This window comes from Veillonella parvula, from assembly GCF_002005185.1.
GTDB classification, from domain to species: domain Bacteria; phylum Bacillota; class Negativicutes; order Veillonellales; family Veillonellaceae; genus Veillonella; species Veillonella parvula_M.
This window is the reverse complement of sequence record NZ_CP019721.1, coordinates 1,695,069-1,721,453: the sequence shown is the minus strand read 5'-3', so window position 1 is coordinate 1,721,453 and position 26,385 is coordinate 1,695,069. Positions and strand designations below refer to the sequence as shown.

Below are 26,385 nucleotides of genomic sequence, written 5' to 3'. Positions count from 1 at the left end.
ATTGTAAGCCCCCAACTACATAGGTAGAAGGGGGCTTATTTTAAGTGAGGTAATTATGGCAAAACGTAGCGATTATATTTCCTGGGATGAATACTTCATGGGTGTTGCCATTTTGGCAGCACAACGTTCTAAGGATCCAAATACACAAGTTGGTGCATGTATTGTTAGTAATGATAATAAAATCTTGTCCATTGGTTATAATGGTATGCCTTTGAATTGCAGTGATGATGATTTCACATGGGAACGTGATACAGCTGATGATAATAAATATTTCTATACTGTACATAGCGAACTTAATGCAATCTTAAATTATCGTGGCGGTTCTCTAGAGGGCTCTAAAATATATGTAACGCTTTTTCCATGTAATGAATGTGCGAAAGCCATCATTCAAAGTGGTATTAAAGCCGTTATCTATCGCGATGATCTCTATAAGGATACAAAAGAAGTAAAAGCATCCAAACGGATGTTGAAAACCGCAGGTGTAGACATTATTGAATACAAATCTACAGGCCGCACATTGAATATTACATTGTGATATAATAATTTTTTACCACTAATAAGAACCCCTATATACAAGCGTATATAGGGGCTCTTTTATATGTAGTTTTCTATTATAAATTGATATCAACCAGATCCGTTAGATTGAACGTACAGTTTTTACTATCATCCAATGTAGGATTACACTGTAGTCATGTTTATACTTGTAAACGGCCATCAATCATAATGTCTACTTCTTGGCCATCACGAGTGTAGCCTTTAATATTCATATGTTCATCACCAATCATAAAGTCTACATGTGTTAAGGAGTAGTTAAGGCCACGTTCTTTTAATTCTTCTTCAGATAAACCATCACTATTTTTGAGGCATGTAGGATAAGATGCACCAATCGCTAAATGGCAGGATGCATTTTCATCAAACAATGTTTCGTAGAAAATTTGGTTAGATTGGCTAATTGGGCTGAAGTGGTCCACCAAAGCAACTTCGCCGAGGTAGTGGGAGCCTTCATCGGTTTCTATTAACTCTTTTAATACTTCATAACCCTCTTTGGCAGTATAATCAACGATTTTACCTTCTTTGAAAGTAAAGGAGAAATCAGAAATAGTATTACCCTGGTAAATTAAAGGTTTTGTGCTGTATACAATACCATTAACACCATTATATTGGGGTGCGGAAAAAACTTCCTCTGTAGGAATATTGGCATTAAAAATAGTGCCATCCTTTGAAGATTCTTCACCACCTAGCCATATATGACCTTCTGGTAATTCTAATAAGAGGTCAGTACCATTTTCACAAGTATAACGCAATGCCTTTAAGTCTAATTTATTCAATGCTTCACAGCGGTGACGCAATTTTGCCATGTGATGACGATATGTGTCTTTCGCTTCTACACCTTCAATGCGGCAAAGTTTTAATAGGGTAGCCCATAGTTGTTCAATTTTCTGTTCATCTGTACCTTCATAGCCAAGTAAATCTGCCCATAGAACCGTTGGTACAGAAGCAACGCACCATGTAACAGAGGAGTTCATAATCGCTGTATGGTAGAAGGATAAAGCTTTATTTAAGTTACGAGATTGTAGTGAAATACGATTTGTTGGAATACCTTCTAACGCTTTTGGGTTCGCACTAATCAAAGATAAGAAAGCGGCCTTATCATCGATGTATTGCTTGTAGAATTCAGGAATCCAGTTAGCCGGTCTTTCTAATACAGATTCCTTAGCATGTAATAAACGTTGACGAGCGATTGGAGAACATCTCCAGTTGAGGACAACTTCTTTGGCACCTAATTCATATGCTTCTTCTGTGACGATAACTGCAAAGTCTTTGTTTTCTACATCTACAGAAATAACAAGAGTTTGATCTTTTTGTAAATTTACGCCATATTTTAACAAGGTATGTGCATATTTTTTTAATGTTTCTTGATTCATTGTATCTCCTTATATTCGACATCAATTATGAAACTCCTGCTGGTGTGACCAATAGAGTCAACAGTAGGAATTTATTCTTTCATAGGGAAATCTTTTAGTAGGAGGTGCACTATGAAAGTAAAATTGAAGCCATATATGACAATTATATTAATCCTATGTGTTTTAGTAGGAATTTATTTCCTATGGCCTATTATAACAGATGAAAGCGATTCTGTCTTAGTTGAAGGAGCAATAGATGGAAATTCTTCTATATCAACTGTTGAACAAATATCCAACAAACCTATAGCTTATATTACGGGCGCCGTAGTTTCACCTGGTTTATATGAGTTTGAAAGTAGTGCTACTGTAGGTGATGTAGTTCAGTTAGCAGGTGGGCTATTACCTTATGCTGATGTAGAATCAGTCAATATGGCAAAGTCGGTTAATGCGGGAGATCATATCCACATAGTATTTAACTTCCACGGTAATCCAGAGGTTTTATTGCGCGGTAACAAAATTAATATCAATACAGCTTCTGCAAAAGATCTTGATGCATTACCAGGCATAGGACCCGCTATGGCAAAAAGAATTGAAGAGTATCGTTCACAAAAAGGACCCTTTACATCCGTTGAAGGTATCAAGGGGGTGAAGGGCATCGGTGATGGCGTATTTAAAAAGATTAAAGATAAAATTACAATCTAAATTTAGGAATACAGAACGAGCGTTTGAGGAATCAATCTTCAATACTCAAGTATTAGTCAATACAAAGCCATTTATAACTTATAGCCAATGGGCACATACTATATTGGGATCTATAATAATTGGCACTATATTTTGTTATGGTAAATATTATCCCCTACTTAGTCAAATGCATTATATTTTTGCGATTGCCTTAGCTATTATTGGTGTAACTGTTATTAAAATAATGCAATCTTATTGTAGGTGGCGTTTATATACCAATTTATTAATATTAGTTTTTGCTGCAATGGGATTATCCTATTATCATACAGACTTACAAATTATTAATTATAATAGCTATACATCATACTATTTACAGCAAGAAGGAGAATATCTAGGTACTGTTGTATCATCTCCTGAAATAGTAAATCTAGAAGGACAGGAGTATTACAAATATAATGTAGAGTTACATGGATTACATCCCTATAAAGATACTGCTAAAAATGACTATATTAAGGCACAGGGTCGATTACAGATTTACTCAAAGGTATCTACTACAAAATATTCAATACGGCTTGGAGAACAAGCCATTATTGAAGGAACTCCAAAGTCTTTATTTCTAATCGAAGAGGAAGGTCGGATCAATCTTCGAGGCAGATATATGGGCTCTAATATAAGAGGACGAATTTATGATGGAGTTTATCGACCTGCCAGTGCTAAAGTTTTACAAACCTTTTCATATAAAGAGAGTATTAATGAAGAAATATATAGGAGAAGTTTATATCTATGTGGTCAAATACGAGAATCTATAGAAAAGAATATTGCTAGTAATCTAGATGGTCCACAAAAGGTATTAGCTCAAGCCTTAGCTTTAGGTGGTCATTATAGTGAACTAGGAGAAGAACGGATGAAAGATTTTGCTTATACGGGCCTCATCCATATTTTATCTATCTCTGGCTCACATATTGCACTGCTATTAGCCTTAATTTACGGTTTAGGAAGACTCGTTAAATTACGGAAGCGCACATGCTTAATTTTAGGTATATTAGTAGCTTGTATATATTGCTGTATCGTTGGTGGAGATGCACCTGTTATACGTGCAATGATGATGAGTATACTCATGTGCATAGCTTATGTTAAAGGGCGATTATATCAAGCTAAACAAGCGTTATGTATATGCGCTATTTTATGTATCATATATGATCCGTTCTCCTTATTTGATGTAAGCTTTCAACTATCCTTCGGGGCGACTTATGGTTTACTCATATGGGGAAAAGTATTATATGAACGGATACAGTGGTTACCAAGATGGATAAAAACACCTTTTATATTATGTGTATCCGCACAGTTACTCATATTGCCATTACAACTCTATTACTTTCACTATATTAGCATTGCTAGTTTGCTAGCAGCCTGTATAGTAGCGCCCCTATTAGATATATCCATAGTTTTAATTTTTGTAAGTACTTTAGTCAGTTACGTATTCCCTATATCGTTAATATGGTCTTTAGTAGATGTACTATTGCGAATATCTTTATATTTAAATCATGTCTTAGGACGTAGTCATAGTTTACTTTGGCTTGGTATGATGCATCTTTATTGTGTTTATATATATTATGCTCTATTAGGTTTGTTTACGTATTTTTTGACACATAAGAATAAGTATACTGTATATATAGTGATGTCCTTATTATGTATGGTTGCAACCTTTGGTGCTTCATACTATGTGACTCAGCATCACAAGGACACAATAATTCATTATATTCCTATGAAACAGTGTAATGTGTTACTTTGCATAGACCCAAACCATAGAGGAGCATATCTATTAATCGATGCACCAGATTATATTAAAACAATGCCTAATGAAAGTCTAATTAATCAAACTATTAGGGCATATGGCATGAATCCTAGAATGGTAAAAGTTAAGTACTTTCACAGTAACGGTTCGGCAAGGGTAATATATAAAAATGGTATGAACCAAATAGTCGTATATAATGGACAAAGTAGAGAAAAAAATCTAAAATTAAATGATAAGGCTAATGTTTTATTTATAACGAGTCGATTTAGTGTAATGCATGAAATTGATCGTATTTCACCGCGTAGTACTGTTTTGTTTAGTAGTCCTCATGGTGCTTTACGCGATGTGGATCCATCATCAGAACATATGTATATAATGGGATACAGCTTTATTAAAGATATCTATCTGTGAAAGGAGGGAACATGGCACATATTCAACTCATTTATGGCGACGAACCACAATTAATTGAAGAAGAAAAACGTAAATTTTTAAGTGCCTATCCAGACCTTCCAGTGACTGTATTAGATGATGAGGTGGGCCCACAAAAAATAAGTGAAAAACTATGTGAAGATTCACTTTTTGGCGATCAAAAGGTCTTCTGTTTAGTTAATTTGCCTATCATTCGTAAAAGTGGCAAAAATAGTGATGCTTGGATTCCATTGTATGAACTCCTCTTGGAATATAATGGAGATAATCCTATCGTTTTGATTTATCATGATATGATTGATAAACGTATTAAGCAGAATAAAGAGATTTTAGAAAAAATACCAAATCATCAATGTAAGCGTCTTGAAGGGGCAGACCTCGTGATGTGGATACGTCAGTACTGTACGTCTAACGGCTTTAAAATGACGCCTGATGCACAGGAATATGTGGCTCATCTCATTGATTTGTGGCAAGAGGTACCTGTTTCTTTTATGAGAACTGAGTTTGACCGATATTTTTTACAGATTACTGGGGAAAAGGTTATTACCAAAGAATTTCTCGAAGAAAACGGTAGTGACTATGGAGCCAAAAACATTTTTACTTTTAAAGAGGCTCTATTAAAAAGAGATATCGATACATTACTTGAACTATTTCCATTTATGTTCGGCTATAAAGAATTAGACCGTGCTATGAGCTATATTGAGGGGCAATTACGTTTACAGTTGCTAGTTAGCGAATGTCGCCAAGTGGGTATGTCTGTTCAAGCCATACAAAACTTATGTAAGGATCATGATTCGTCATTTAAACCATATCCGATTAAGCTAGCTTACGAGGCGAGTCCGAGAATTTCAATTAAGGCTCTACGAGCTTTATTAAAAGGGCTTTATGAGATTATATTAGATAGCCGTAGCAGCAAGGGCGATATTTGGCGATTTAGAGATTTATGTATTACCTACTGTGGGTATAAGGGATAAAAATGAAAGTACGTTATCGTGTTGTACCAAAACAGAATAAGAAATCATCCTTCTATGTGAACTGTCATAGCCAACATGTGACGATTCAAGCAGCAGACTCTGCATTTTCCACATTGCTTAGTCTACGTGAAAGGTTGTCTGCATGGTATAAGGAAAAAAATATCTCTTTTGATGATATTCCAACAAATACAGATACAGCTTGTTGCTTTGCTTGGAAAGTAGATACTGAAACGGGTGAAGGGTTAGATACCTATTATTATGGCGGTGGCTGTGGTGCTGGTGAATGGATTGAAGCGGCTGAAGCACAACGTGAAGCTGAAGAGGCTAAAAATCAAGAACCTAGAGGCAAGTCTTTTGCGGGTTATGACCAACAACATGAATATGATGATGTAGACGAAGATGATTTTGCCCCATTTGTAGAAGCTATTGAATTAGGCTATTTCAACAATAGTCCAGTTGTTGTGTCTCGTTCTAATCATACGGCTGCCGAATCTAGCAGTAGTGATACTATCGCATCTGTGAGCAGTACACCTAAAGCAAGCAAAGGCTTTGGACCTAAAAAAACTACAAAATCTACGGCTAAAGGAAGTGAAGGGGATGGTAAATATCCTCGTCGTGCACCAAAGGATGCACCTACTGATGAAGGCATGATTTTAGGGCCTAAAATTGAAGGGGTCACCTCTAAAATCATGGGCACCTTGGATACACCTAGTGTAATTTTTGAAGGTGTCTTTGTAGGTTTAGATAAACGTGATACTAAGACTGGTAAAAGTATCGTTAACGGCAGCATTGTAGATGATACAAATAGCATTAAATTTATCAAGTTTACGAACAGTCCTGAAGAAGGGGATGAATTACTAAAACAACTAAAAGGCTTACAACGGGTTCGCGTACAAGGTAGTGTCAGCTTTGATGATCGTTTTGACAAGGATTATATCCTTTCTATTCGCAGTATTGAAGCAATAGAAACTACTAGTGTGGAACGAACTGAAAATCGTCCGGACTCTCGTGTGGAACTCCACTTACATACCAAGATGAGTGATAAAGATGCTCTCGTATCTGTAAAAGACTTGTTTAAAACAATTAAAAAATGGGGTCATCCTGCGGTGGCTATTACGGACCATGGCGTAGTACAAGCCTTCCCAGAAGCGCAAGCTCTTGGTAAGGAGTTAGGTGTTAAGGTTATCTACGGTGTAGAAGGTTACCTCATCGAAGATGAAACGGTAACAAAAGATGAAGAGCCTGTACTAGATAAGAAAAAGAAAAAAGAAAAAGATAAACGGTACCATATTATCTTGTTAGCTAAAAATATGGTAGGTTTACGTAATTTATACAAAATGATTTCCATTTCTCACCTTGAACATTACAAGGTTCGTCCGCGTTTGCCTCGCTCCGTTATTGAAGAACATCGTGAAGGTATTATCATCGGTTCTGCCTGTGAAGCAGGGGAGCTTATGCAATCCATCGTTCGTGGAGCTACAAAAGAAGAGCTTTTAAAAATAGCCTCCTTCTACGATTATCTTGAAATTCAGCCACATACTAACAATACGTTTTTGGTTCGTAAAGGGCTCATGCCCGACGAGCAGGCACTCATCGATATGAATAAGACCGTTATCGAATTAGGGGAAGCTTTAAATAAACCTGTATGTGCTACTTGTGACGTTCACTACCTGACACCAGAAGAAAAAATTTATCGTGAAATCATGTTAACTGCATGTGGTTATCCAGATGCAGATGAACAGCCAGATTTACATTTACGTACTACAGATGAAATGCTTGCGTCCTTCCCTTATTTAAGCGAAGAGAAAGCATACGAAGTAGTCGTTACTAATACACGTGCTATTAATGATAGCATTGAAGATATTAAGCCAGTGCCTGATGGTACATATTCACCTAAGATTGAAGGTGCTGACGAAGCTTTCACAGAAATGTGCTATAGAAATGCGAAGGCTATTTATGGTGATCCATTGCCTCGTGTCGTACAAGAACGTCTCGATTATGAATTAGATTGTATTATTTCCAATGGCTACGGCGTATTGTATTACATCGCTCATAAGTTGGTAAAAAAATCTCTTGATGATGGGTATCTCGTAGGTTCCCGTGGTTCCGTTGGATCTTCCTTTGCAGCAACCATGTCTGAGATTACAGAGGTAAACCCATTACCGCCTCATTATGTATGCCCTAACTGTAAATATTCAGAATTCTTTGAAAAGGGTGAATATGCAGGGGGCTTTGACTTGCCTCGTAAAGATTGTCCTAAGTGTGGTCATCCATTACAAACAAATGGTCACGATATTCCGTTTGCTATCTTCCTTGGTTTTGAAGGTGATAAGGTTCCAGATATTGACCTTAACTTCTCTGGTGATTACCAAGCAAAAGCTCACAAATATACGGAAGAACTATTTGGCCGTGATAATGTATTTAAAGCAGGTACAATCGGCACTATAGCTGATAAAACTGCTTTTGGTTATGTTAAAAAGTACGCCGAAATTAGAGACATTCAAGCTCGTAATGGTTTCTTTGAACATTTGGCAAAGGGCTTTACAAATGTGAAGAATACTACAGGCCAACATCCTGGTGGTATTATGGTATGTCCTCGAGATATGGATGTGCATCACTTTACGCCAATTCAACATCCAGCTAATAAAAAGGAAAGTGGCGTATTAACGACACACTTTGATTATCACTCCATTGAAGGTCGTATGACTAAGCTAGATATTCTGGGCCATGATGATCCGACCATTATTCGTATGTTAGAGGATTTGACTGGTATCGACGCCAAAACAATACCATTTGATGATCCAAAAACATTGAGCTTGTTCTCCTCTACAGAGGGGATTGGTTTAACACCTGAGCAATTGCAAGGTGACCAAGTAGCTAGCTTGGCTGTTCCAGAATGTGGCACGAAATTCGTACGGGGCATGCTTGAAGACTCTCGTCCCCAAACATTCTCTGATTTAGTTCGTATTTCTGGCTTTTCACATGGTACAAACGTATGGCTTGACAATGCGCAAGATCTCATTAAAAATGGTACTTGTAAGTTGAATGAAGCTATTTCAACTCGTGACGACGTAATGAACTTCTTGATTCATCGTGGCATGGATAGAAAGCATAGCTTTTTTGTAATGGAAAACGTGCGTAAAGGTAAGGGTATTGAAAAACGAAATAAACAAGGGCAAGCTACGACGGAATTTGAAGCAGAAATGCGTGAAAATAATATTCCTGAATGGTTTATTGAATCTTGTAAAAAGATTTCCTATCTATTCCCACGGGCCCATGCGGTAGCTTACGTAATGATGGCTTTCCGTATTGCTTGGTTTAAGGTATATCATCCATTGGCATTTTATGCAGCTTACTTCTCCATTCGTGCGAAAGCCTTCGATTTACGGATCATGACAGGGAATCTCAAAACACAATTGACCGAGTTTAACCGTATCAAGGCTCTTGATCGTGCTGCCAGTCCTAAAGATAAGGACCTTATGAGTGCCTTGGAAGTATCTATGGAAATGTATCAACGGGGCTATCGTTTTATCAATGTAGACATTCAACACTCCGAAGCTAGACGCTTTAGCATTAAGGATGGTGCTCTATTACCTCCATTCTTAGCTATTGATTCCCTTGGTGAAACAGTAGCTGATGCTATCGTCGAGGAAAGAAATGAACGTCCATTTACATCTCTAAAAGACTTACAACGCCGTTGTAAAGTATCAAATACCATCATTGATCTTATGAAAGAACTCAAATGCTGTGGTGAACTTCCTGAAGACGAACAAATGTCACTATTTGGAGCATAATAAAATACAAGATAAGACTTAAATACAAAGTAAGCACTATATACCAAATGTTGATATAGTGCTTATTTTTATGTAGTTTGCTACAATATAATTAATATATATCATTGGTGCAAGGGAGTGTTGGGAAATGATAGGTAGTTTATTAAAATTATTAGGAATCTATTCATCAAATAGTAGTGTTTCTAAAGTGCCTAAACTAAATACAAAAGTAGAAGAAAATAGTAATGCTTTTAACATAACTGATCGACTTTCGAATCAAGCTGATGATATTAAACTTTGGGATATTAAGCCAGAAGATACTCCTGAATTAGAAGAATCAGATATTCCAGGTGTATACATTAACGAATTCCGGGAATATGTAGATGAAGAGGGGAATGTATTATCTCCATCAGAGGTCGATGCGATACGGTATAAAGACGATTACGAGGACGATTATTATAGATAGAAATAGTTAATGTGTTATATTTATATTGAATCGAGTTGGTGAATTATGAGAGTTCCAATATATGAAGCTTTAGCACACTATAAAAAGAATGAAGAGCTACCTTATACAGAATATTTTAGTTTGGGATTTTTTTCTGATATATCATTAGCTGAAGAGGCTCTAGTTGAATCTAAAATATTGTCTGGATTTTCTAAGTTAAATGATGATTCCTTTTCTATAAAAACTCACTATTTAAATGATTGTGCTCATATAGGTGATGATATTAACTATGAAATAGTAAATAATAAAATTTATGGTGTTTGGTATGATTACGATATAGATCCATATTATTCCAGTTCTGGATACATAGGTTTATTTAGCACTTTAGAATATGCAGAGAAAGCATTAAAGTGGTATAAGACCTGGGATATATTTAATGTATATGGATTAGAGTGTTTAGGAATTGATACAATCACTCTCAATTTAAGGGGCTGGACTGAAGGTTTTATAACAGTATATGATTAAAATTATGCAATAAAAGAGGTGTCATCAAATGATGACACCTCTTTTTGAAAGTTTTGCAGTTTATGTAGTTTGGCAGGTTTTGTAAATTGGCAATATTAGTATAGGGATTTATATTTCATCCAATTTGTTTTGGCCATTTCTTTAAGTTCTGTACCACGGCCATCAAGGATTGCATTGATCAAGTATTTGCTAAAGCCCTTAGCTTGTTGATATGCAATTTTAGGAGGCATTGCAAGTTCTTGTTTGTCCACGCGAACATTAACGATGACTGGGCCATTATGGTTAAGGGCTTCCATGATTTTTTCATCCACTTCGCTAGAGTTTTGGATGCTAACACCTTTAATACCAGCAGCTTCAGCAAGTTTACCAAAGTCTGGATTTACAAAGTCTGTAGCGTAGTCTAGATAGCCGGAAGCTTTCATTTCCATAGCGATAAAGCTAAGTTCTTCGTTATTGAATACAAAGATTTTAATTGGTAGATTCAATTGTTTTAAAGTCAGCATTTCGCCCATCATCATTGTAAAGCCACCGTCACCAGAGAGGGAGATGACTTGACGATTAGGACATGCATTTTGAGCACCAATGGCGTGCATCATAGCATTAGCCATGGAGCCGTGGCTAAAGGATCCTAAAATACGGCGTTTACCATTTGTTTTTAGATGGCGAGCAGTCCAAATAACTGGAGTACCTACGTCAAAGGTAAAGATCGCGTCTTCTGCTGCTAGTTTATTAAGGCGATTTACGAAGTATTGAGGGTGAATTGCTACACCATCTGGCTCGGCAACGGCATAACTATCTAAATCACCTCTAAATTTAGTGTACGCTTTACGCACTGTGTCAATAAATTCAGTATCACCACGTTGGCCTACAAGAGGTAATAATTCTTTTAACGTATCTTTTACAGTACCAATGATACCTTGTGTAAGAGGTACGCGACGACCTAAAGCGCTAGGATCTCTATCTACTTGTATTACTTTCGCATTTTCTGGATAGAATGGACGGTAAGGGAAGTCTGTACCAAGCATTACCAATGTATCACATTGTTCAATAGCACGGTATCCAGATGTATAGCCTAATAGGCCAGTCATACCTACATCATATGGATTATCCCATTCAACCCATTCTTTACCTCTGAAAGCATGTACAACCGGTGCTTGTAAGCGTTTTGCTAATTCTACCACTTCGTCATGAGCACCTTCACAGCCGGCACCACAGAATAGGGTAATACGTTTGCCTGTTTCTAAATGAGCAGCCATTTCTTCAATATCTTCTCGTTGTGGAACAATATGAGGTAAACGAGGTGGGGTCCATATAGGTAATTCGTCAATTTCCATTTCCATAACTGCAACGTCCCCAGGAAGAACGATAACAGCAACATCTTGGTTACCAACAGCAGCGTTCATAGCACGGAATAGAATTTCCGGCATTTGTTTAGGACTAGAAATAAGTTCACAGAAACAAGAACACTCTTTGAATAGATTTTCTGGATGTGTTTCTTGGAAATAGTTCAAACCTACTTCAGATTGAGGAATGTGAGATGCAATGGCTAATACTGGAACACGGTTGCGATGACAGTCAAAGAGACCATTAATCAAGTGTAAGTTGCCAGGACCAGAGCTACCAGCACATACAGTTAGTTTATGAGTTAGGGATGCTTCTGCACCGGCAGCAAAGGCTGCTGTTTCTTCATGTCGTACATGTTCAAAAGCAATTTTACCATTGCGGCGTAAACTATCATTTACAGAGTTTAGACTATCTCCAGTGATACCGTAAATGCGTTCGATGCCCGCATTGGCTAAGACTTCTATAAGTACATCAGAAATTCGTTTTTTTGCCATATTATCACCTATATTTAATAATTACTATCATTAAAATATGGTTATTCAAACCATATATACTATATTAGACTTGTTTAACATGTAATTATGTGATAAAAGTTACTATTTACTGTATACATAGTTTATATATGTTTATATTAAAAATAAATATATATTATTATTTATATTGTTCTAGTATTTGTGTTCTAAAAATTATATTTTAATTAAATTATTTAATATTCTTTCTCAATACAAAACTATTATTCTTGCATAACATTAATAAAAGTGTTACTATTAATTCATAAACAAAATAGATAAGTCTTTGGGGATAGGTGAAATTCCTTACCGGCGGTAAAGTCCGCGAACCTTTTTGGTATGAATCGGTGCAATTCCGATACCGACAGTAGAGTCTGGATGAGAAAAGACGAGGCACATTTGTTGTGCGCATTTATGATAACCCAAGGACTATGTAATAGTCCTTTTTTTATTGAGGTGATATGGTGGATGACGTAGTATATATGAAGCGCGCCATTGAACTGGCAAAATTAGCCACAGGTCACACCTCACCAAATCCTTTGGTTGGTGCTGTTGTGGTAAAAGATAATACAATAATCGGTGAAGGTTATCACCATAAAGCTGGTACAGCTCATGCTGAGGTGCATGCACTAAATCAAGCGGGTGATAATGCCAAAGGTGCTACTTTATACGTAACATTAGAGCCATGTTCCCATTATGGAAAAACACCACCTTGTGCGCTTCGTATCATTGAGGCTGGCATAGCTAAAGTAATAGTAGGTAGTACAGATCCAAATCCACTAGTTTCTGGAAAGGGAATGGAGTTACTTCGTGAAGTAGGTATTGAGGTTGTTTGCCCCGTATGTAGTGATGAATGTGCTGAACTAAATGAGCATTTCTTTACCTATATACAGACAGGTAAGCCTTTTGTCACTCTAAAAAGTGCTATGTCACTAGATGGGAAAATTGCTACATCTACTGGACAATCTCAATGGATTACAAATGAGTCCTCTCGTCGCGATGGACATGTGTTGCGTGCCACGCATGATGCCATGCTCGTTGGAATTGGTACAATTTTGGCAGATAATCCACAGTTAAATTGTCGTTTAACGGATAGTGAATTATCAGATGCGTTATTAGATAAAAGCATACTTGATGAACCAATTACGATTCATCAACCAGATGTAATTATCTTGGATAGTCTTGGTAGAACACCTACTACTAGTCGCGTCTTTGAAATAAATAATCGTAAGATTCATATATTCGTATCTAAAGGTTGTCCTAAGGATCGGATACAAGCATTAGAACAAGTTGGTGCTCAAGTAACCGTAGTAGAATCTATTTCTACTCGTAAAAGCAAGAGCACAGACATTGTCATAGATATTAAGAAATTATCTATCGATGATATTCTTACAAAACTAGGTGAACTAGGTTACACATCTATTCTTGTTGAAGGTGGATCTGCAATTATCAGTTCCTTTGTGGAAACGAAGAACTTTGATAAGGTCGTAACATATATTGGAAATACCATTATTGGTGGTAACGATGCAACACCAGCTGTAGGAGGTCGAGGTTTTGAAAGTTTAAAGGCTTCGCCGCAATTAACTTTTACCAAGACTAAAGTATTAGATAATAACATTCGCATTGAAGCGTATCGTCAAGGAAGGAGGGGCGCTTATGTTCACGGGAATCGTTGAAGAAATCGGCCGCATCGAGAACATTAAAAAGGGCCCTAAATCCTTAGCCATAACAATTCGAGGAGAAAAAATTTTTAGCGATTTAAAAGTTGGTGATTCCGTAGCTGTTAATGGGGTGTGCTTGACGGCCACAACGATTGGCAATAGTATATTTACAGCGGATGTGATGCCAGAATCCATTAAGATGACTACGTTTACTAATTTGAAAGTCCATCAACCAGTCAACTTAGAGCGAGCTATGCTTGCTAATGGTAGATTTGGTGGTCATATTGTGGCAGGCCATGTAGATGGTACAGGTCGTATCATTAACCGTGAACAAACCGATAATGCCATTATCTTTACTATCGAGGCTCCAAAATCCGTTATGGATTATGTTATCTATAAGGGCTCCATTACCATTGATGGGATTAGCCTCACTATTATGCGACGAACAGACAGCAGTTTTTCCGTTTCTATCATTCCTCACACTTTGAGTGAGACCATTTTAGGTTCTGCTCATATTGGAACAGAGGTCAATTTAGAAACGGATATTGCTGGACGATATATTCGTCATTTTATGAATCTTGGTAGTGAACCTACCGAAGAAAAGCCTAAAAAATCTATGCAATCCCTCTTAGTAGAAAATGGATTTATATAAGTAAGGAGCGTTCCTATGAGCGAACAATTACATTCTATTGATGAAGTCTTACAAGACCTTAAAGCTGGTAAACCTATTATTATCGTTGATGATGAAAGCCGTGAAAACGAAGGCGATCTTATCATTGCTGCAGAGTTTGCGACGCAAGAAAACATTAACTTTATGGTTAAATACGCTCGCGGTATCGTATGTACGCCTATGCGCCGCGAAGCATTAGAAAAACTTGGCATTCCTGCAATGGTTACCAAAAATACTGATAACCATGAAACTGCTTTTACTGTGACTGTGGATCATGTAGATACTACAACAGGCGTATCTCCTGCAGAGCGTGCTTATACAATTCAAAAACTATTAGATCCTAATGCGAAACCTCAAGATTTCCGTCGTCCAGGTCACGTATTTCCACTTGTATATAAAGAGGGTGGCGTATTGGTACGTCAAGGTCATACTGAGGCATCTATCGACCTTTGTCGCCTAGCAGGGTTACAAGAGGCTGCCGTTATTTGTGAAATTACTAAAGACAATGGCGATATGGCCCGTTTGCCTGATTTGATGAAATTTGCTAAGGAGCATGACTTGAAAATTGCTTCTGTAGCAGAACTTATAGAATATCGTAAACAACATGAAGATATGGTTGAGCTTGGTGCTTGTTCTAAGTTGCCTACTAAATTTGGTGATTTTAATATCTTTGTATTTAAAAATGAATTAGATCATAAAGAGCATTTAGCTATCGTAAAGGGTAATGTTCAAGATTGTAGCGATGTGCTTGTCCGTATTCATTCTGAATGTTTAACAGGCGATGTATTTGGTTCTAAGCGCTGTGATTGTGGCGAACAATTAGACAATGCGTTGCGCGCTATTGAAAAAGAAGGCAAAGGCGTTGTTGTATATATGCGACAAGAGGGCCGTGGCATTGGTTTGACCAATAAAATTAAAGCCTATGCATTACAAGAACAGGGCCTTGATACAGTAGAAGCAAATGAACAATTAGGCTTCCCTGCAGATATGCGTGAATACTCTTTAGCGGCTCAAATTATCCGTTTCTTGGGTATTAAAAGCATCCGCTTATTAACTAACAATCCCGAAAAGCGTCATGGCTTAGAACATTGGGGAATCAATGTAACTAGCCGTGTACCACTCATCATTGCTGCAAATAAATTTAATGCAGGCTATTTAAAAACAAAAGAAGAAAAAATGGGTCATATGTTAGAAGACTAATTAACTTTCACCATATAACTCGGTCGTTACATATATATTTCCTTATATGGAATAGAGGAGGTCAACATAATGATGGTTCAAGAAGGTAACTTATTAGGTACTGGTAAGAAATTTGCTATTATCGGTTCTCGTTTCAACGAGTTCATTACATCTAAATTAATCGGAGGCGCTGAAGATTGTTTACTTCGTCACGATGTTAAACAAGAGGATATTACAGTAATTTGGGTTCCAGGTGCTTATGAGATTCCTTTGATTGCTAAGAAAGCAGCTTTATCTGGTCGTTATGATGCAGTTATTTGTGTAGGTGCTGTTATTCGTGGGGCCACTACTCATTATGATTATGTATGCAACGAAGTAGCTAAAGGTATCGCACATGTATCTTTGGAAACTGGTATTCCTGTTATGTTTGGTGTAGTAACTACTGAAAACATTGAGCAAGCTATCGAACGCGCAGGTACAAAAGCGGGTAATAAAGGTTATGATTGTGCGATGGGTGCAATCGAAATGGTTAACCTTATCGATCAAATCTAAGAATTGTATATATAACACTCAGTATCTTATGGTACTGGGTGTTTTTATATCATCGAAAATATGTTCTTTTAAATTTAAATAAGACTAGACGAACATATATTCTCTATTATTGAAAGTTAAATATTTGACATGATATACTATATAAGCAATATAAAAGTAATACCTTAATAAAATCAGTAGAAATAAGGAATGATAGAATGGATTATATAAAACGTTTTACAACCCGAGAAGGGGTTCGTATGTCTTTAGCTGTAACAACCGATACAGTTGAAACAGCTCGTGTACGTCATGATTTATGGCCTGTAGCAACAGCTGCTTTAGGTCGTGCTATGACGGGAGCTATTTTATTAGCTGGGGATTTTAAAAACCATGAAAACGTAAGTCTTCGTATTAAAGGTGATGGTCCACTAGGTGTAGTTCACGTAGATGCATTCTCTGATAATACGGTTCGAGGCTATGTAGATGAGCCACATGTTGATGTACCTTTAAAGCATGCTGGTAAGCTTGATGTTGGTGCTGCCGTAGGTCATAATGGGGAAGTACAAGTGACTCGTTTCACGCAGTTAGCGCAAGACTATACTTCTACAAGCCCGATTCAAAGTGGTGAAGTGGCAGAGGATTTGGCATATTATTTATATGCATCTGAACAAGTACCGTCTACGATTAGTTTAGGTGTATTAGTAGATCCAGATTACCATACGGTTGTAGCTGGAGGTTTTATCGTACAAGCCTTACCGGATGCTACAGATGAAGCATTAGCACAAGTAGAAAAGAATATTAATGAACTTGGTCCTATTACAGAATATTTGAAAGCAAATCCAGATGGTAAAGGTCTTATGGAACGCGTTCTCGATGGTTTAACTGTGAATCAAGTATATAATGAACCAATTCATTTCCAATGTCGTTGTGGTCGTGATCGCTTTGCCAGTGTGCTAATGACATTACGTGAAGAAGATAAGAATGCTATTTTGGAAGATGACGTAACAGAGCTTGTTTGCCATTATTGTAATGAAAAATATCATTTCACACGTGAAGAGTTACAAAATATGTTCACTTCAAAAGGTCCAATTCAATAAAAACTTTATAATATGTAGAAAAAATACAGGCTACTAGGTTTTTCCTATAGCCTGTTTTTCTATTCTATGAGAAAATAAAAGATAGAGTTATTAATAATAGGAGGTCACAATGAGTGCAATTGGCGTAATTGGTGGTACTGGTGTTTATGATCCGTCCATCTTTGAAAATATTCATGAAGAATCCTTAGTGACACCATATGGTGAAATAGATTATGTACAAGGTACATACCATGGGAAAACTGTAATCTTTGTAGCTCGTCACGGCAAAGATCATACAATTCCTCCACACAAAATTAACTATCGTGCTAATATTTGGGGCCTCAAAAAACTAGGCGTTACATTTATTATCTCCACGACAGCAGTAGGTTCTTTAAATGAGAACTTTAAGCCAGGTCATTTTGTGTTGACTGACCAATTCTTAGATTTTACAAAGAACCGCATCACTACGTTTTATGAAGGCGGGGACCGTCCAGTGGCACATCTTGATGTAACAAATCCATACTGCCCTGAATTACGTAATATTCTTCAAAAGGTAGGTACGGAACAAGGCCTTACGATACACAATGGAGGTACCTATGTATGTACTGAAGGCCCTCGTTTTGAGACTCCTGCAGAAATCAAAATGTTCCACATGCTCGGTGGCGATACAGTAGGTATGACAAATGTACCGGAAGTAAATTTAGCGAATGAAGCTGAAATGGCTTATTCGACGATCTCTATGATTACCAACTATGCAGCAGGTATTTCTGAATCTGCTTTGACACATGCGGAAGTTGTAGAAATGATGGGCAATATGGCGGCCCAACTAAAATCTCTTATCTTAGGTGCTATTGATGCAATCGATGTGGATGCGCGTTATGATGCTCATAATCGCATGCATGAATATGGTGGTTTTAAACTATAATCACACTCATAATGATACACAATAGTTCATTGAAGGAGAAGTTATGATTAATATTGAATGGCGTAAAGATACGCTGGTACTATTAGATCAAACTAAATTGCCTACTGAAATTACATACGTTCACTGTACAGATTGGCGTCAAGTGGCCGAAGCTATTAAAATGCTTCGCGTTCGTGGTGCACCTGCTATTGGCGTAGCTGCTAGTTATGGTCTCATTTTAGCTGCTATGGAAGCAGGACGTTTAGAGGCGCCATTTAGTGAACAACTTACAAGCTTATATGAGTTTAGTGAGACCTTAAAAGAAACTCGCCCTACAGCAATCAACTTAGCTTGGGCTGTAGATCGTGTCATTTCTCTTGTGAAAACTAATGTTGACAGTATGTCCTCAATGAGTGAAGTAGTAGACCTCATTACAAAAGAGGCTATTATCATTCACGAAGAAGATGTGTCTTTGAATAGACGTATGGCCGAAGCAGGGGCTACATTATTTGAAGGCAAAAAGAATATTCGCATCTTAACTCATTGTAATGCTGGTGCACTAGCTACAGGTGGTCTAGGAACAGCTCTTGGTGTTGTTCGTAAATTACATGAAAATGGACAATTGGAACGCGTGTATGCTGATGAAACACGTCCATTATTACAAGGTGCTCGACTTACAGCCTTTGAACTTCACGAGGATGGTATTCCTATTACTCTTGAAACAGATAATATGGCAGCCTATGCGATGCAACATGGGTTAATTGATGCCGTTATCGTCGGTGCTGACCGCATCACTACAAAAGGAGATGTAGCCAATAAAATTGGTACCTATGGTGTGGCTGTACTAGCTAAATTCCACAATATTCCGTTCTATGTAGCCGCTCCTTATAGTACATTTGACTTTATTCTGGAAAATGGTGGAGATATTCCTATTGAGATGCGCAACGATGATGAAGTAACCGCTTTACACGGTGTTCAAACAGCCCCTAGTGGTATTGGTGTACTTAATCCTGCATTCGATGTAACACCTCATGAGCTTGTAACAGCGATTATTACCGAAGAGGGAGTATTGACTCCAAATTATGAAGAGTCAATCGATAAGCTACGCCAGATTGTAGAATCTAAATAGCCTATTATCTTAATGATTAGCTTATTAAGCATTCTATATATAAGAAATATATTATCTATATAAGTAAGCATCTACAACGATATTAACAAAATTATATAGTATCAATAAATCTAAGTAGATTTACTATCAACCATTTATTTTATTGTATCTACTTGTATGAGTAAAAGGAGATATTATGCAATCTTTAATTAGAGATATAAATTTAGCAACAGAAGGTCGCAAAAAAATTGATTGGGTTTCTAACTTTATGCCTACATTAAACACATTAGGTGACCGCTTTGAAGCAGAACAAACTTTCAAAGGCCAAACAATTGTTGTTAGTGTTCACTTGGAAGCAAAAACAGCATACCTTGCGACTGTATTAAAACGCGGTGGTGCAGATGTAATTGTAACGGGCTCCAATCCGTTGTCTACACAAGACGATGTAGCTGCAGGTCTTGTAGATATGGGCATTACTGTATATGCTTGGTACGATTGTACTGATGAAGAATATTTTAACTTCCTCCATAAAGCACTTGATCATAAACCACATATTATCATTGATGATGGTGGTGATTTAGTAAATCTATTACATACTACACGTCAAGATGCAAAAGAACGTTTGTTAGGGGGGAGTGAAGAAACTACAACAGGTGTACATCGTTTATATGCATTAGAGAACGCTAAACAATTAACATTCCCTATGATTGCTGTCAATGATTCTTACTGTAAATATCTTTTCGATAATCGCTATGGTACAGGTCAGTCTGTTTGGGATGGTATCATGCGCACTACGAACTTGACTGTCACAGGTAAGAACGTTGTTGTTGCTGGTTATGGCTGGTGTGGTAAAGGCGTTGCAATGCGCGCAAAAGGCCTTGGTGCACACGTATATGTAACTGAAGTAGATCCAATTAAAGCTATAGAGGCTGTATTTGATGGCTTCAAAGTATTGCCTATGATTGAAGCCGCTAAGGTTGGGGATATCTTCTGTACTGTAACAGGTTGTAAAGATGTTATTGTAAAAGAGCATTACAAAGTGATGAAAGATAAAGCTATCTTATGTAATGCTGGTCACTTTGACTGCGAAGTGAATGTTTCTGATCTTACTGAACTTGCTGTAAGCCACGAAAGGGTTCGCCAAAACATCGAAGGCTATACTATGTCTGATGGTCGTAAACTCTATGTATTGGCTGAAGGCCGTCTAGTAAACCTTGCAGCTGGCGATGGTCACCCTGCAGAAATTATGGACTTGTCCTTTGCTATGCAAGCCCTTGCTGCAGAGTATATCTTGAAAAACGGTAAAGAAATGGATCCAAAAGTATACGTATTGCCTCATGAATTAGATGTGGAAATCGCTAAACTTAAGTTGAACTCCATGGGCTATGATTTAGATTCTTTAACACAAGAACAAATCGATTACCTAACAAAAGTAAACTAATACTGTATTGAAATATAATGGTTTCTGTAATACATTTTGTATCTAAACTATTACTAGCTTTCAAATTAAACAAATATAACCGAGCTATCATGGCTCGGTTATACCTATGAGGGAAGACTATGTCTGATTTATTGATTACTCATGTAGACGTCCTCACCGATGAGGGAGTTCTAAAAAATCATGCCATTGAAATTAAAAATGGTTATATTACAGCTATTTTAAACGATAGTGAAGCTACAAAAGTAAAAGATTCTGCTAAAGAAGTGTTAGAAGGTAAAGGCCAATTGGCTGCGCCAGGTCTTATAAATACACATACCCATATTGCGATGGGTCTATTTAGAAACTATGCAGATGATCTTGAGCTTATGGAATGGCTTGAAACGGCTATTTGGCCAACAGAAGCAAAATTAAATGACGATTATGTACGGTACGGTACACAACTCGGTATTGCTGAAATGTTGCGCACTGGTACCACTACATTTAGCGACATGTATTTCTTTATGAATACTACTGCTGAGGTGGTAAAAGAAACAGGTATTCGCTCTGTATTGTCACGTGGCTTAGCCGGTGTATCCCCAACAGCAGATCAAGCATTAGTTGAAAATGCTGACTTATTCCGCACTTGGAACGGCTTTGATAATGACCGCATCAAAGTATTGCTTGGACCACATGCACCATATACTTGCCCTGATGATTATATGGAAAAGGTGATTGCCTTATCTCATGAATTAAATTGTGGTATTCATATGCACTTGTCCGAAACAAAAGGAGAAGTGGAGAATGTTATGAAAGCTACTGGTAAGACACCAATTGCGCATATGCATGATTTAGGTTTATTCTGGAATACTACCTTAGCCGCACACTGCGTTCATGTAACAGATGAAGATATGGCTATTATGGCTGGAAATAATGTAGCGGTAGCGCATAACCCACAATCTAATTTAAAATTAGCTAGCGGTATTGCACCAGTACCTGAAATGATTGCCAAAGGTATTACGGTTGGTCTTGGTACAGATGGCTCCGCTTCTAATAATAATGCTGATATGCTTGAAGAAGTACGTCTTGCAGCAACATTACATAAAGCACGTCTTTATGATCCAAAGGCTATTCCTGCTCAAGCCGCATGGAACATGGGCACTGTAGAAGGTGCAAAAGCATTGGGATATACAGATCTTGGTGTATTAGATAAAGGCTATCGTGCAGATATCGTGCTATATGATGTATCTGGTATGCACTGGATGCCTCGTTACAATGATTTAGCAGCTCTTGTATACTCTGCTAATAGCTCCGATGTAAATACTACAATTGTGGGTGGTAAAGTTCTTATGAAAGACAAAGAACTGCTCACAATTGATGAAGAAAAACTACGGGCAGAGATTGATAAAGCTCAGGTATATTTTAGTAATTAGCAGTTAATCTAAACACAAAACCCACTCATGATAATCATAGAGTGGGTTTTGTGTTATATATTATATAGATTTATTTAATTGCTTTCACCAAGAACATGGGTACAGGAATATAAAACTCGTCTTCCTCATTGTAAATACGCGGACCTACAGTTAGATCAATGGTAACAGAACTAGCACCTAATTTAGTAAGTAGTTCTTTATCCCATTGAGGTCGTGTATAAGACGAAATGTCGAGCATATGATAAATGGTATGACACCGTTCTTTTAATTCGTTGCTTACATGTTCATGGGCATGATGAACAGATTGTGGTACATTATGATGATTACGAGCATGTTCCGCATCATAGTTTAAAATCAAACCGCCTGGGCGAATGACGCGAAACCATTCGGCATAGGCTTTGTCAGGATGGGGTAAATTCCACGTTACATTTCTGGCCACAACGATATCAAAGGTATTAGTATCAAATCCTAGATTCTCTGCATCCATCACAGAAAAGGTTGCATCACAATCGAGGGACTCTGCTAGTTGATTTGCCTCATCTATCATATTAGGTGTAATATCAATGCCATGCACTGTATGACCAAGCTGAGATAGTATAATACTAAAAAAGCCGGCTCCACATCCAATATCCAATATTCGTAAAGATCTATCAGAATCAAATATATGACAAGTTAATTCTTCTCTCCATAATTTTAGTTTGGGACTTTCTAATTCTTTTGCACGTAAAGCGCCAAAATCGTGAGATCGATCTGCCCAATAGGCTGTAATAAATTCTTTATCATCCTTCATAGGATGGTTGCGTTCAAAAGTATCATTCATAATTTAGTTCTCCTCATATTCTATAGTATGTATAGTACCATAAAATAATAATGAACTATACAGCAAAAATCACATTAACTCCATAAATACTTACTATTAGATATGATATAATACTCCTATGTTTTTATTTTACTGAAAGGGCAGGGGCTATGATATTACAGACTGGGCAACGTACAGATATTCCTGCTTTTTATGGGCAATGGCTAATCAATCGTATACGTGAAGGTTTTGTAGATGTTCGTAACCCTTATAATCTCCTACAGGTGACACGGTATCCAATTAATCAAGAAGTGGTAGATGGTATTGCATTCTGTACAAAGAATCCTTTACCGTTTATTCCACTACTAAATGAAATTGTTGATTACAGACAATACTGGCATATGACTATAACGCCTTATGGAACTGATATTGAACCCTATGTGCCAACTTATGCGTCTATTATAGAAGGGTTTAAACATATTTCTAAACTGCTTAATTCTCAATCTATGGTGTGGCGCTATGATCCTATCATTTTAACTAATGAATATACTGTTGATTTTCATTGTGAAAGCTTTTACAAAATGGCTCAAGCCCTTAAAGGTTATACAGATACAGTTGTTGTTAGCTTTTTAGATATATTGGATAAGGTGGCTCAGAATTTTCCAGAAGGATATAGACCAAGTTTAGATGTTCAAACTAAGATCATTAAAGAATTTGTTTCCATAGCTCATTCCAATCATATGAATCTTAAAACCTGTGGAGAAAGGGATATCTTTAAAGAGTTTGGTGCTGATACAGAGGGGTGTTTAACCTTAGATTGTTATGAGAGGGCCTGGAATATAAAATTAAAAGCACCTAAACGCACACCAGCACGATTAGAATGTAATTGTTATTTACATGGTGATATTGGTGCCTATGATAGCTGTAGCCACTTTTGCCGTTATTGTTATGCTAATACTAATCAAGCAGTAGTTCGATATAATCGTTTACATCATGATCCAAATTCTAGTTTACTTATTGGAAGACTTTCAAAAAGAGAAATTATCAAAGAAAGTACGGAAAAGAGCTGGATTGTAAAAGAAACTGTAACACAGGATAGCTTATTTTAGAGAGAATTACGAGGAATTACTAAATTAAATGAATTGACTTATCGTGTAAAATAGATACCAAAGGGGTTGTCAAGCAGGTATCTCAGGAATATAAGAGAGTGTAAATGTATTTTTTGTTTAGTTTAAAAGGAGGTGCATTTATGATAACGTATAAGAAAGATAGTAAAGATAATTTACTATCACCTGACTCGTCTATGCCCGTGTTAGCAATGTGTTATGACTTTGATAAGACATTAACCCCTGACGATATGCAGGCACAAGGTTTTATTCAATCGGTAGGCTATAACGAAGAGCAAATCAAACAATTTTGGCATGAATCAAATCAATTGGCTAAAAAACATGATATGGATAATAACTTAGCCTATATGTACAAAATGATTCAAGAAGCTGTAGGCCATTTCTATGTAACAAAAGATAAGCTCATGGAATACGGCAATCAGGTAGAATTATACGAAGGGGTACGGACTTGGTTTGAACGCATTCGTCAATATGGCTTAGAACAAGGCGTTAAGATTGAACATTATATTATTTCGTCTGGCTTAAAAGAAATGATCGAAGGCACTGAAATGGCAAAAGAGGGGGCTTTTACCAAAATCTATGCCAGTGCATTTATGTTCGATGATAAAGGTGTAGCTGTTTGGCCCGCACAAGCCATTAACTATACGAATAAGACCCAATTTTTGTTCCGTATTCAAAAAGGAATTCTCGATATTAATGATACTGGTGTTAATGATTACATTAAGCCTGAAAATCAACGTGTGCCGTTCCGTAACATGATTTATATTGGAGATAGCGATACAGATATTCCTTGTATGAGTCTTGTGAACGCTAATGGGGGTCATTCTATAGGTGTATATGATCCATTTAAGAAAGATAAAGAAAAGGTATATAAGATGATGCGTCATCATCGTATCCGTTATTATGCACCTGCAGACTATTCTAATGGTTCAAAACTAGATACATTAGTGAAGCAAATTATTCGTAAAACCGCAGCCTATGAAGTATTAGAAGGCGAATATATTCATTGTAAATACGAAGCCGAGGAGTAATATGGAACAATCTAAATTAACTAGCGAATGGATTCAAACCTTTAACCGATTAGGTTCTGAAGGTAAATTAAAACCTACCGTACCATATCATGATTTATTTAACCGAAAAGAGTTAAAAGGATTTCCGTTACACACATTACCTATGTGGACGGTAAATTTTCCAACAGGTTATATTACGTGTTGTGATCCTCTAGTAACATTGCCAAGCAAACCAGATACATATCTTAGACAGGTAACACCAGGTACGTATCTGTTAGAGACTAAGATAATCGAAATGGAACCAAATGAATATCGTTATGTAGCTAGTCGAGTTGTTTTTAGTGGCAATGAACCTGTATACTATGAATTAGCATTAAAAGGAACTGAAGACTTAACCGATTTAGATGATGGAGATACCTATATTGGATTTCCTGTAGATTCAGGTTTAGCTACAATTGTAGATGCACAAACAATTGAAATATATAATAAGTTTTATGAACAATGGCATATAAACTACCCTGAAAAAAATATATACGATGACTATTATAGTGATTTATTCCAATTAAATGCTATGGCATATCCACAATACCAACGTTCTAAAGGAGATTGGATTAACTTTACAATTCCTGATACAGAATTGACTGTACCGATGATTCAATCTGGATTTGGCGATGGTTTATATCCAGTATACTGGGCATTTGATAAAGATGGTCAGATCTGCCAAATTATTATGGAATACATTGATTGCAGTGAAGCATATGAATAATATACTGGGTGTAGTTAAGGAACCAATTTTATAAATCAAAAAATATAAAAATAAGGCGCTTAGAAAACTAAGCGCCTATTAATATGTTCATATTCATCTGAGAAATTAGATACCAAAAACCCAGTTAACTAACACGCGAATAATACTTAAACCAACAACCATTTCAGCAAGAAATCTTAAAGAACTCTCCATGCCATTTCCTAAATGTTTTAAACCGCCAATTTTGGCTTTACTTACAATATCACACCAGCACATAAAATTCCTCCATAAGAGTATGAGTTAATTAGATAATTTATATTACTATTTTACAATCTGATTCTAAAAAATT

The 26,385-nt window shown here is 36.9% G+C and carries 23 protein-coding genes and 1 riboswitch; of the genes, 19 read left to right on the top strand and 4 right to left on the bottom strand.

What is annotated here, in order from left to right:
* Positions 1-55: 55 nt before the first annotated feature.
* A complete protein-coding gene (locus B1A77_RS07990; protein ID WP_004695896.1) occupies positions 56-535 on the top strand; it encodes a deoxycytidylate deaminase in 480 nt (159 codons plus the stop codon).
* Positions 536-695: 160 nt separating this feature from the next.
* Here the strand turns inward: B1A77_RS07990 and B1A77_RS07985 are convergent, their stop codons facing one another.
* The gene (locus tag B1A77_RS07985) at positions 696-1,925 is read right to left on the bottom strand and encodes an aminopeptidase (RefSeq protein ID WP_077708442.1); all 1,230 of its coding nucleotides are present in this window, start codon (positions 1,923-1,925) and stop codon (positions 696-698) included.
* A gap of 111 nt (positions 1,926-2,036) precedes the next feature.
* Between B1A77_RS07985 and B1A77_RS07980 the strand changes: the two genes are divergently transcribed.
* The 6 genes from B1A77_RS07980 (at position 2,037) to B1A77_RS07955 (ending at position 10,523) form a co-directional block, all read left to right on the top strand.
* Positions 2,037-2,606 (top strand): ComEA family DNA-binding protein, encoded by a 570-nt coding sequence (locus B1A77_RS07980; RefSeq protein WP_077708441.1) that lies wholly within the window; start codon positions 2,037-2,039, stop codon positions 2,604-2,606.
* Positions 2,563-4,791, top strand: a complete 2,229-nt coding sequence (locus B1A77_RS07975; RefSeq protein ID WP_149026237.1) for a ComEC/Rec2 family competence protein — start codon at positions 2,563-2,565, stop codon at positions 4,789-4,791. The genes B1A77_RS07980 and B1A77_RS07975 overlap by 44 nt, the downstream gene beginning before the upstream one ends.
* Positions 4,792-4,802: 11 nt before the next feature.
* A complete protein-coding gene (gene holA, locus B1A77_RS07970) occupies positions 4,803-5,780 on the top strand; it encodes a DNA polymerase III subunit delta (RefSeq protein WP_024061647.1) in 978 nt (325 codons plus the stop codon).
* Positions 5,781-5,782: 2 nt separating this feature from the next.
* On the top strand, positions 5,783-9,574 hold the full coding sequence (locus B1A77_RS07965) for a PolC-type DNA polymerase III (protein WP_077708439.1): 3,792 nt from the start codon (positions 5,783-5,785) through the stop codon (positions 9,572-9,574).
* 127 nt (positions 9,575-9,701) lie between these two features.
* The gene (locus B1A77_RS07960) at positions 9,702-10,019 is read left to right on the top strand and encodes a hypothetical protein (RefSeq protein WP_077708438.1); all 318 of its coding nucleotides are present in this window, start codon (positions 9,702-9,704) and stop codon (positions 10,017-10,019) included.
* 45 nt (positions 10,020-10,064) lie between these two features.
* Positions 10,065-10,523 carry a hypothetical protein gene (locus B1A77_RS07955; RefSeq protein ID WP_077708437.1) on the top strand — a complete coding sequence of 153 codons (459 nt, stop codon included), beginning with the start codon at positions 10,065-10,067 and terminating at the stop codon, positions 10,521-10,523.
* Positions 10,524-10,618: 95 nt separating this feature from the next.
* On the opposite strand, the gene poxB is transcribed toward B1A77_RS07955, so the two are convergent.
* Complete coding sequence (gene poxB / locus B1A77_RS07950; protein WP_077708436.1) at positions 10,619-12,361, bottom strand: ubiquinone-dependent pyruvate dehydrogenase; 1,743 nt, start codon at positions 12,359-12,361, stop codon at positions 10,619-10,621.
* A 293-nt stretch (positions 12,362-12,654) separates the two neighbouring features.
* A riboswitch (FMN riboswitch) is annotated at positions 12,655-12,770 on the top strand.
* 67 nt (positions 12,771-12,837) lie between these two features.
* On the opposite strand from poxB, the gene ribD reads away from it, so the two are divergent.
* The 9 genes from ribD to B1A77_RS07905 all read left to right on the top strand — a co-directional run bounded on the left by ribD (position 12,838) and on the right by B1A77_RS07905 (position 22,355).
* On the top strand, positions 12,838-14,052 hold the full coding sequence (gene ribD / locus B1A77_RS07945; protein WP_077708435.1) for a bifunctional diaminohydroxyphosphoribosylaminopyrimidine deaminase/5-amino-6-(5-phosphoribosylamino)uracil reductase RibD: 1,215 nt from the start codon (positions 12,838-12,840) through the stop codon (positions 14,050-14,052).
* Positions 14,033-14,689: a riboflavin synthase gene (locus B1A77_RS07940; RefSeq protein ID WP_077708434.1), complete on the top strand. Its 657-nt coding sequence runs from the start codon at positions 14,033-14,035 to the stop codon at positions 14,687-14,689. Before ribD ends, B1A77_RS07940 begins: the two co-directional genes overlap by 20 nt.
* A 15-nt stretch (positions 14,690-14,704) precedes the next feature.
* Positions 14,705-15,907: a bifunctional 3,4-dihydroxy-2-butanone-4-phosphate synthase/GTP cyclohydrolase II gene (locus tag B1A77_RS07935; RefSeq protein ID WP_077708433.1), complete on the top strand. Its 1,203-nt coding sequence runs from the start codon at positions 14,705-14,707 to the stop codon at positions 15,905-15,907.
* Between the two features lie 69 nt (positions 15,908-15,976).
* A complete protein-coding gene (gene ribH, locus B1A77_RS07930; protein ID WP_004697404.1) occupies positions 15,977-16,438 on the top strand; it encodes a 6,7-dimethyl-8-ribityllumazine synthase in 462 nt (153 codons plus the stop codon).
* A gap of 197 nt (positions 16,439-16,635) precedes the next feature.
* Positions 16,636-17,514 (top strand): Hsp33 family molecular chaperone HslO, encoded by an 879-nt coding sequence (gene hslO / locus B1A77_RS07925; protein ID WP_012864385.1) that lies wholly within the window; start codon positions 16,636-16,638, stop codon positions 17,512-17,514.
* A 109-nt stretch (positions 17,515-17,623) separates the two neighbouring features.
* Positions 17,624-18,418: an S-methyl-5'-thioadenosine phosphorylase gene (mtnP, locus tag B1A77_RS07920; protein ID WP_077708432.1), complete on the top strand. Its 795-nt coding sequence runs from the start codon at positions 17,624-17,626 to the stop codon at positions 18,416-18,418.
* Between the two features lie 43 nt (positions 18,419-18,461).
* Complete coding sequence (gene mtnA / locus B1A77_RS07915) at positions 18,462-19,526, top strand: S-methyl-5-thioribose-1-phosphate isomerase (RefSeq protein WP_077708431.1); 1,065 nt, start codon at positions 18,462-18,464, stop codon at positions 19,524-19,526.
* A gap of 175 nt (positions 19,527-19,701) precedes the next feature.
* Positions 19,702-20,946, top strand: coding sequence for an adenosylhomocysteinase (locus B1A77_RS07910; protein ID WP_004697218.1), 1,245 nt, complete (start codon positions 19,702-19,704; stop codon positions 20,944-20,946).
* Positions 20,947-21,065: 119 nt separating this feature from the next.
* Positions 21,066-22,355: an amidohydrolase gene (locus tag B1A77_RS07905; protein ID WP_077708430.1), complete on the top strand. Its 1,290-nt coding sequence runs from the start codon at positions 21,066-21,068 to the stop codon at positions 22,353-22,355.
* A 70-nt stretch (positions 22,356-22,425) separates the two neighbouring features.
* Here B1A77_RS07905 and B1A77_RS07900 read toward each other — a convergent pair whose 3' ends face one another.
* A complete protein-coding gene (locus B1A77_RS07900; protein WP_004697068.1) occupies positions 22,426-23,175 on the bottom strand; it encodes a class I SAM-dependent methyltransferase in 750 nt (249 codons plus the stop codon).
* Positions 23,176-23,324: 149 nt separating this feature from the next.
* Between B1A77_RS07900 and B1A77_RS07895 the strand changes: the two genes are divergently transcribed.
* The 3 genes from B1A77_RS07895 (at position 23,325) to B1A77_RS07885 (ending at position 26,057) form a co-directional block, all read left to right on the top strand.
* Positions 23,325-24,263, top strand: coding sequence for a DUF1848 domain-containing protein (locus B1A77_RS07895; RefSeq protein ID WP_077708429.1), 939 nt, complete (start codon positions 23,325-23,327; stop codon positions 24,261-24,263).
* A gap of 140 nt (positions 24,264-24,403) precedes the next feature.
* Positions 24,404-25,312 (top strand): HAD family hydrolase, encoded by a 909-nt coding sequence (locus B1A77_RS07890; protein ID WP_077708428.1) that lies wholly within the window; start codon positions 24,404-24,406, stop codon positions 25,310-25,312.
* 1 nt (position 25,313) lies between these two features.
* Positions 25,314-26,057, top strand: coding sequence for a DUF4241 domain-containing protein (locus B1A77_RS07885; protein WP_077708427.1), 744 nt, complete (start codon positions 25,314-25,316; stop codon positions 26,055-26,057).
* A gap of 105 nt (positions 26,058-26,162) precedes the next feature.
* Here the strand turns inward: B1A77_RS07885 and B1A77_RS10165 are convergent, their stop codons facing one another.
* Positions 26,163-26,312, bottom strand: a complete 150-nt coding sequence (locus tag B1A77_RS10165; RefSeq protein WP_004695850.1) for a hypothetical protein — start codon at positions 26,310-26,312, stop codon at positions 26,163-26,165.
* Positions 26,313-26,385: the final 73 nt, after the last annotated feature.

Excerpts from the sequence above, each read along its gene's own strand:
- B1A77_RS07990 (WP_004695896.1), top strand. The coding sequence starts at position 56 with ATGGCAAAACGTAGCGATTATATTTCCTGGGATGAATACTTCATGGGT.
- B1A77_RS07985 (WP_077708442.1), bottom strand. The coding sequence starts at position 1,925 with ATGAATCAAGAAACATTAAAAAAATATGCACATACCTTGTTAAAATAT.
- B1A77_RS07980 (WP_077708441.1), top strand. The coding sequence starts at position 2,037 with ATGAAAGTAAAATTGAAGCCATATATGACAATTATATTAATCCTATGT.
- holA (WP_024061647.1), top strand. The coding sequence starts at position 4,803 with ATGGCACATATTCAACTCATTTATGGCGACGAACCACAATTAATTGAA.
- B1A77_RS07965 (WP_077708439.1), top strand. The coding sequence starts at position 5,783 with ATGAAAGTACGTTATCGTGTTGTACCAAAACAGAATAAGAAATCATCC.
- B1A77_RS07960 (WP_077708438.1), top strand. The coding sequence starts at position 9,702 with ATGATAGGTAGTTTATTAAAATTATTAGGAATCTATTCATCAAATAGT.
- B1A77_RS07955 (WP_077708437.1), top strand. The coding sequence starts at position 10,065 with ATGAGAGTTCCAATATATGAAGCTTTAGCACACTATAAAAAGAATGAA.
- poxB (WP_077708436.1), bottom strand. The coding sequence starts at position 12,361 with ATGGCAAAAAAACGAATTTCTGATGTACTTATAGAAGTCTTAGCCAAT.
- ribD (WP_077708435.1), top strand. The coding sequence starts at position 12,838 with ATGGTGGATGACGTAGTATATATGAAGCGCGCCATTGAACTGGCAAAA.
- B1A77_RS07940 (WP_077708434.1), top strand. The coding sequence starts at position 14,033 with ATGTTCACGGGAATCGTTGAAGAAATCGGCCGCATCGAGAACATTAAA.
- B1A77_RS07935 (WP_077708433.1), top strand. The coding sequence starts at position 14,705 with ATGAGCGAACAATTACATTCTATTGATGAAGTCTTACAAGACCTTAAA.
- ribH (WP_004697404.1), top strand. The coding sequence starts at position 15,977 with ATGATGGTTCAAGAAGGTAACTTATTAGGTACTGGTAAGAAATTTGCT.
- hslO (WP_012864385.1), top strand. The coding sequence starts at position 16,636 with ATGGATTATATAAAACGTTTTACAACCCGAGAAGGGGTTCGTATGTCT.
- mtnP (WP_077708432.1), top strand. The coding sequence starts at position 17,624 with ATGAGTGCAATTGGCGTAATTGGTGGTACTGGTGTTTATGATCCGTCC.
- mtnA (WP_077708431.1), top strand. The coding sequence starts at position 18,462 with ATGATTAATATTGAATGGCGTAAAGATACGCTGGTACTATTAGATCAA.
- B1A77_RS07910 (WP_004697218.1), top strand. The coding sequence starts at position 19,702 with ATGCAATCTTTAATTAGAGATATAAATTTAGCAACAGAAGGTCGCAAA.
- B1A77_RS07905 (WP_077708430.1), top strand. The coding sequence starts at position 21,066 with ATGTCTGATTTATTGATTACTCATGTAGACGTCCTCACCGATGAGGGA.
- B1A77_RS07900 (WP_004697068.1), bottom strand. The coding sequence starts at position 23,175 with ATGAATGATACTTTTGAACGCAACCATCCTATGAAGGATGATAAAGAA.
- B1A77_RS07895 (WP_077708429.1), top strand. The coding sequence starts at position 23,325 with ATGATATTACAGACTGGGCAACGTACAGATATTCCTGCTTTTTATGGG.
- B1A77_RS07890 (WP_077708428.1), top strand. The coding sequence starts at position 24,404 with ATGATAACGTATAAGAAAGATAGTAAAGATAATTTACTATCACCTGAC.
- B1A77_RS07885 (WP_077708427.1), top strand. The coding sequence starts at position 25,314 with ATGGAACAATCTAAATTAACTAGCGAATGGATTCAAACCTTTAACCGA.
- B1A77_RS10165 (WP_004695850.1), bottom strand. The coding sequence starts at position 26,312 with ATGTGCTGGTGTGATATTGTAAGTAAAGCCAAAATTGGCGGTTTAAAA.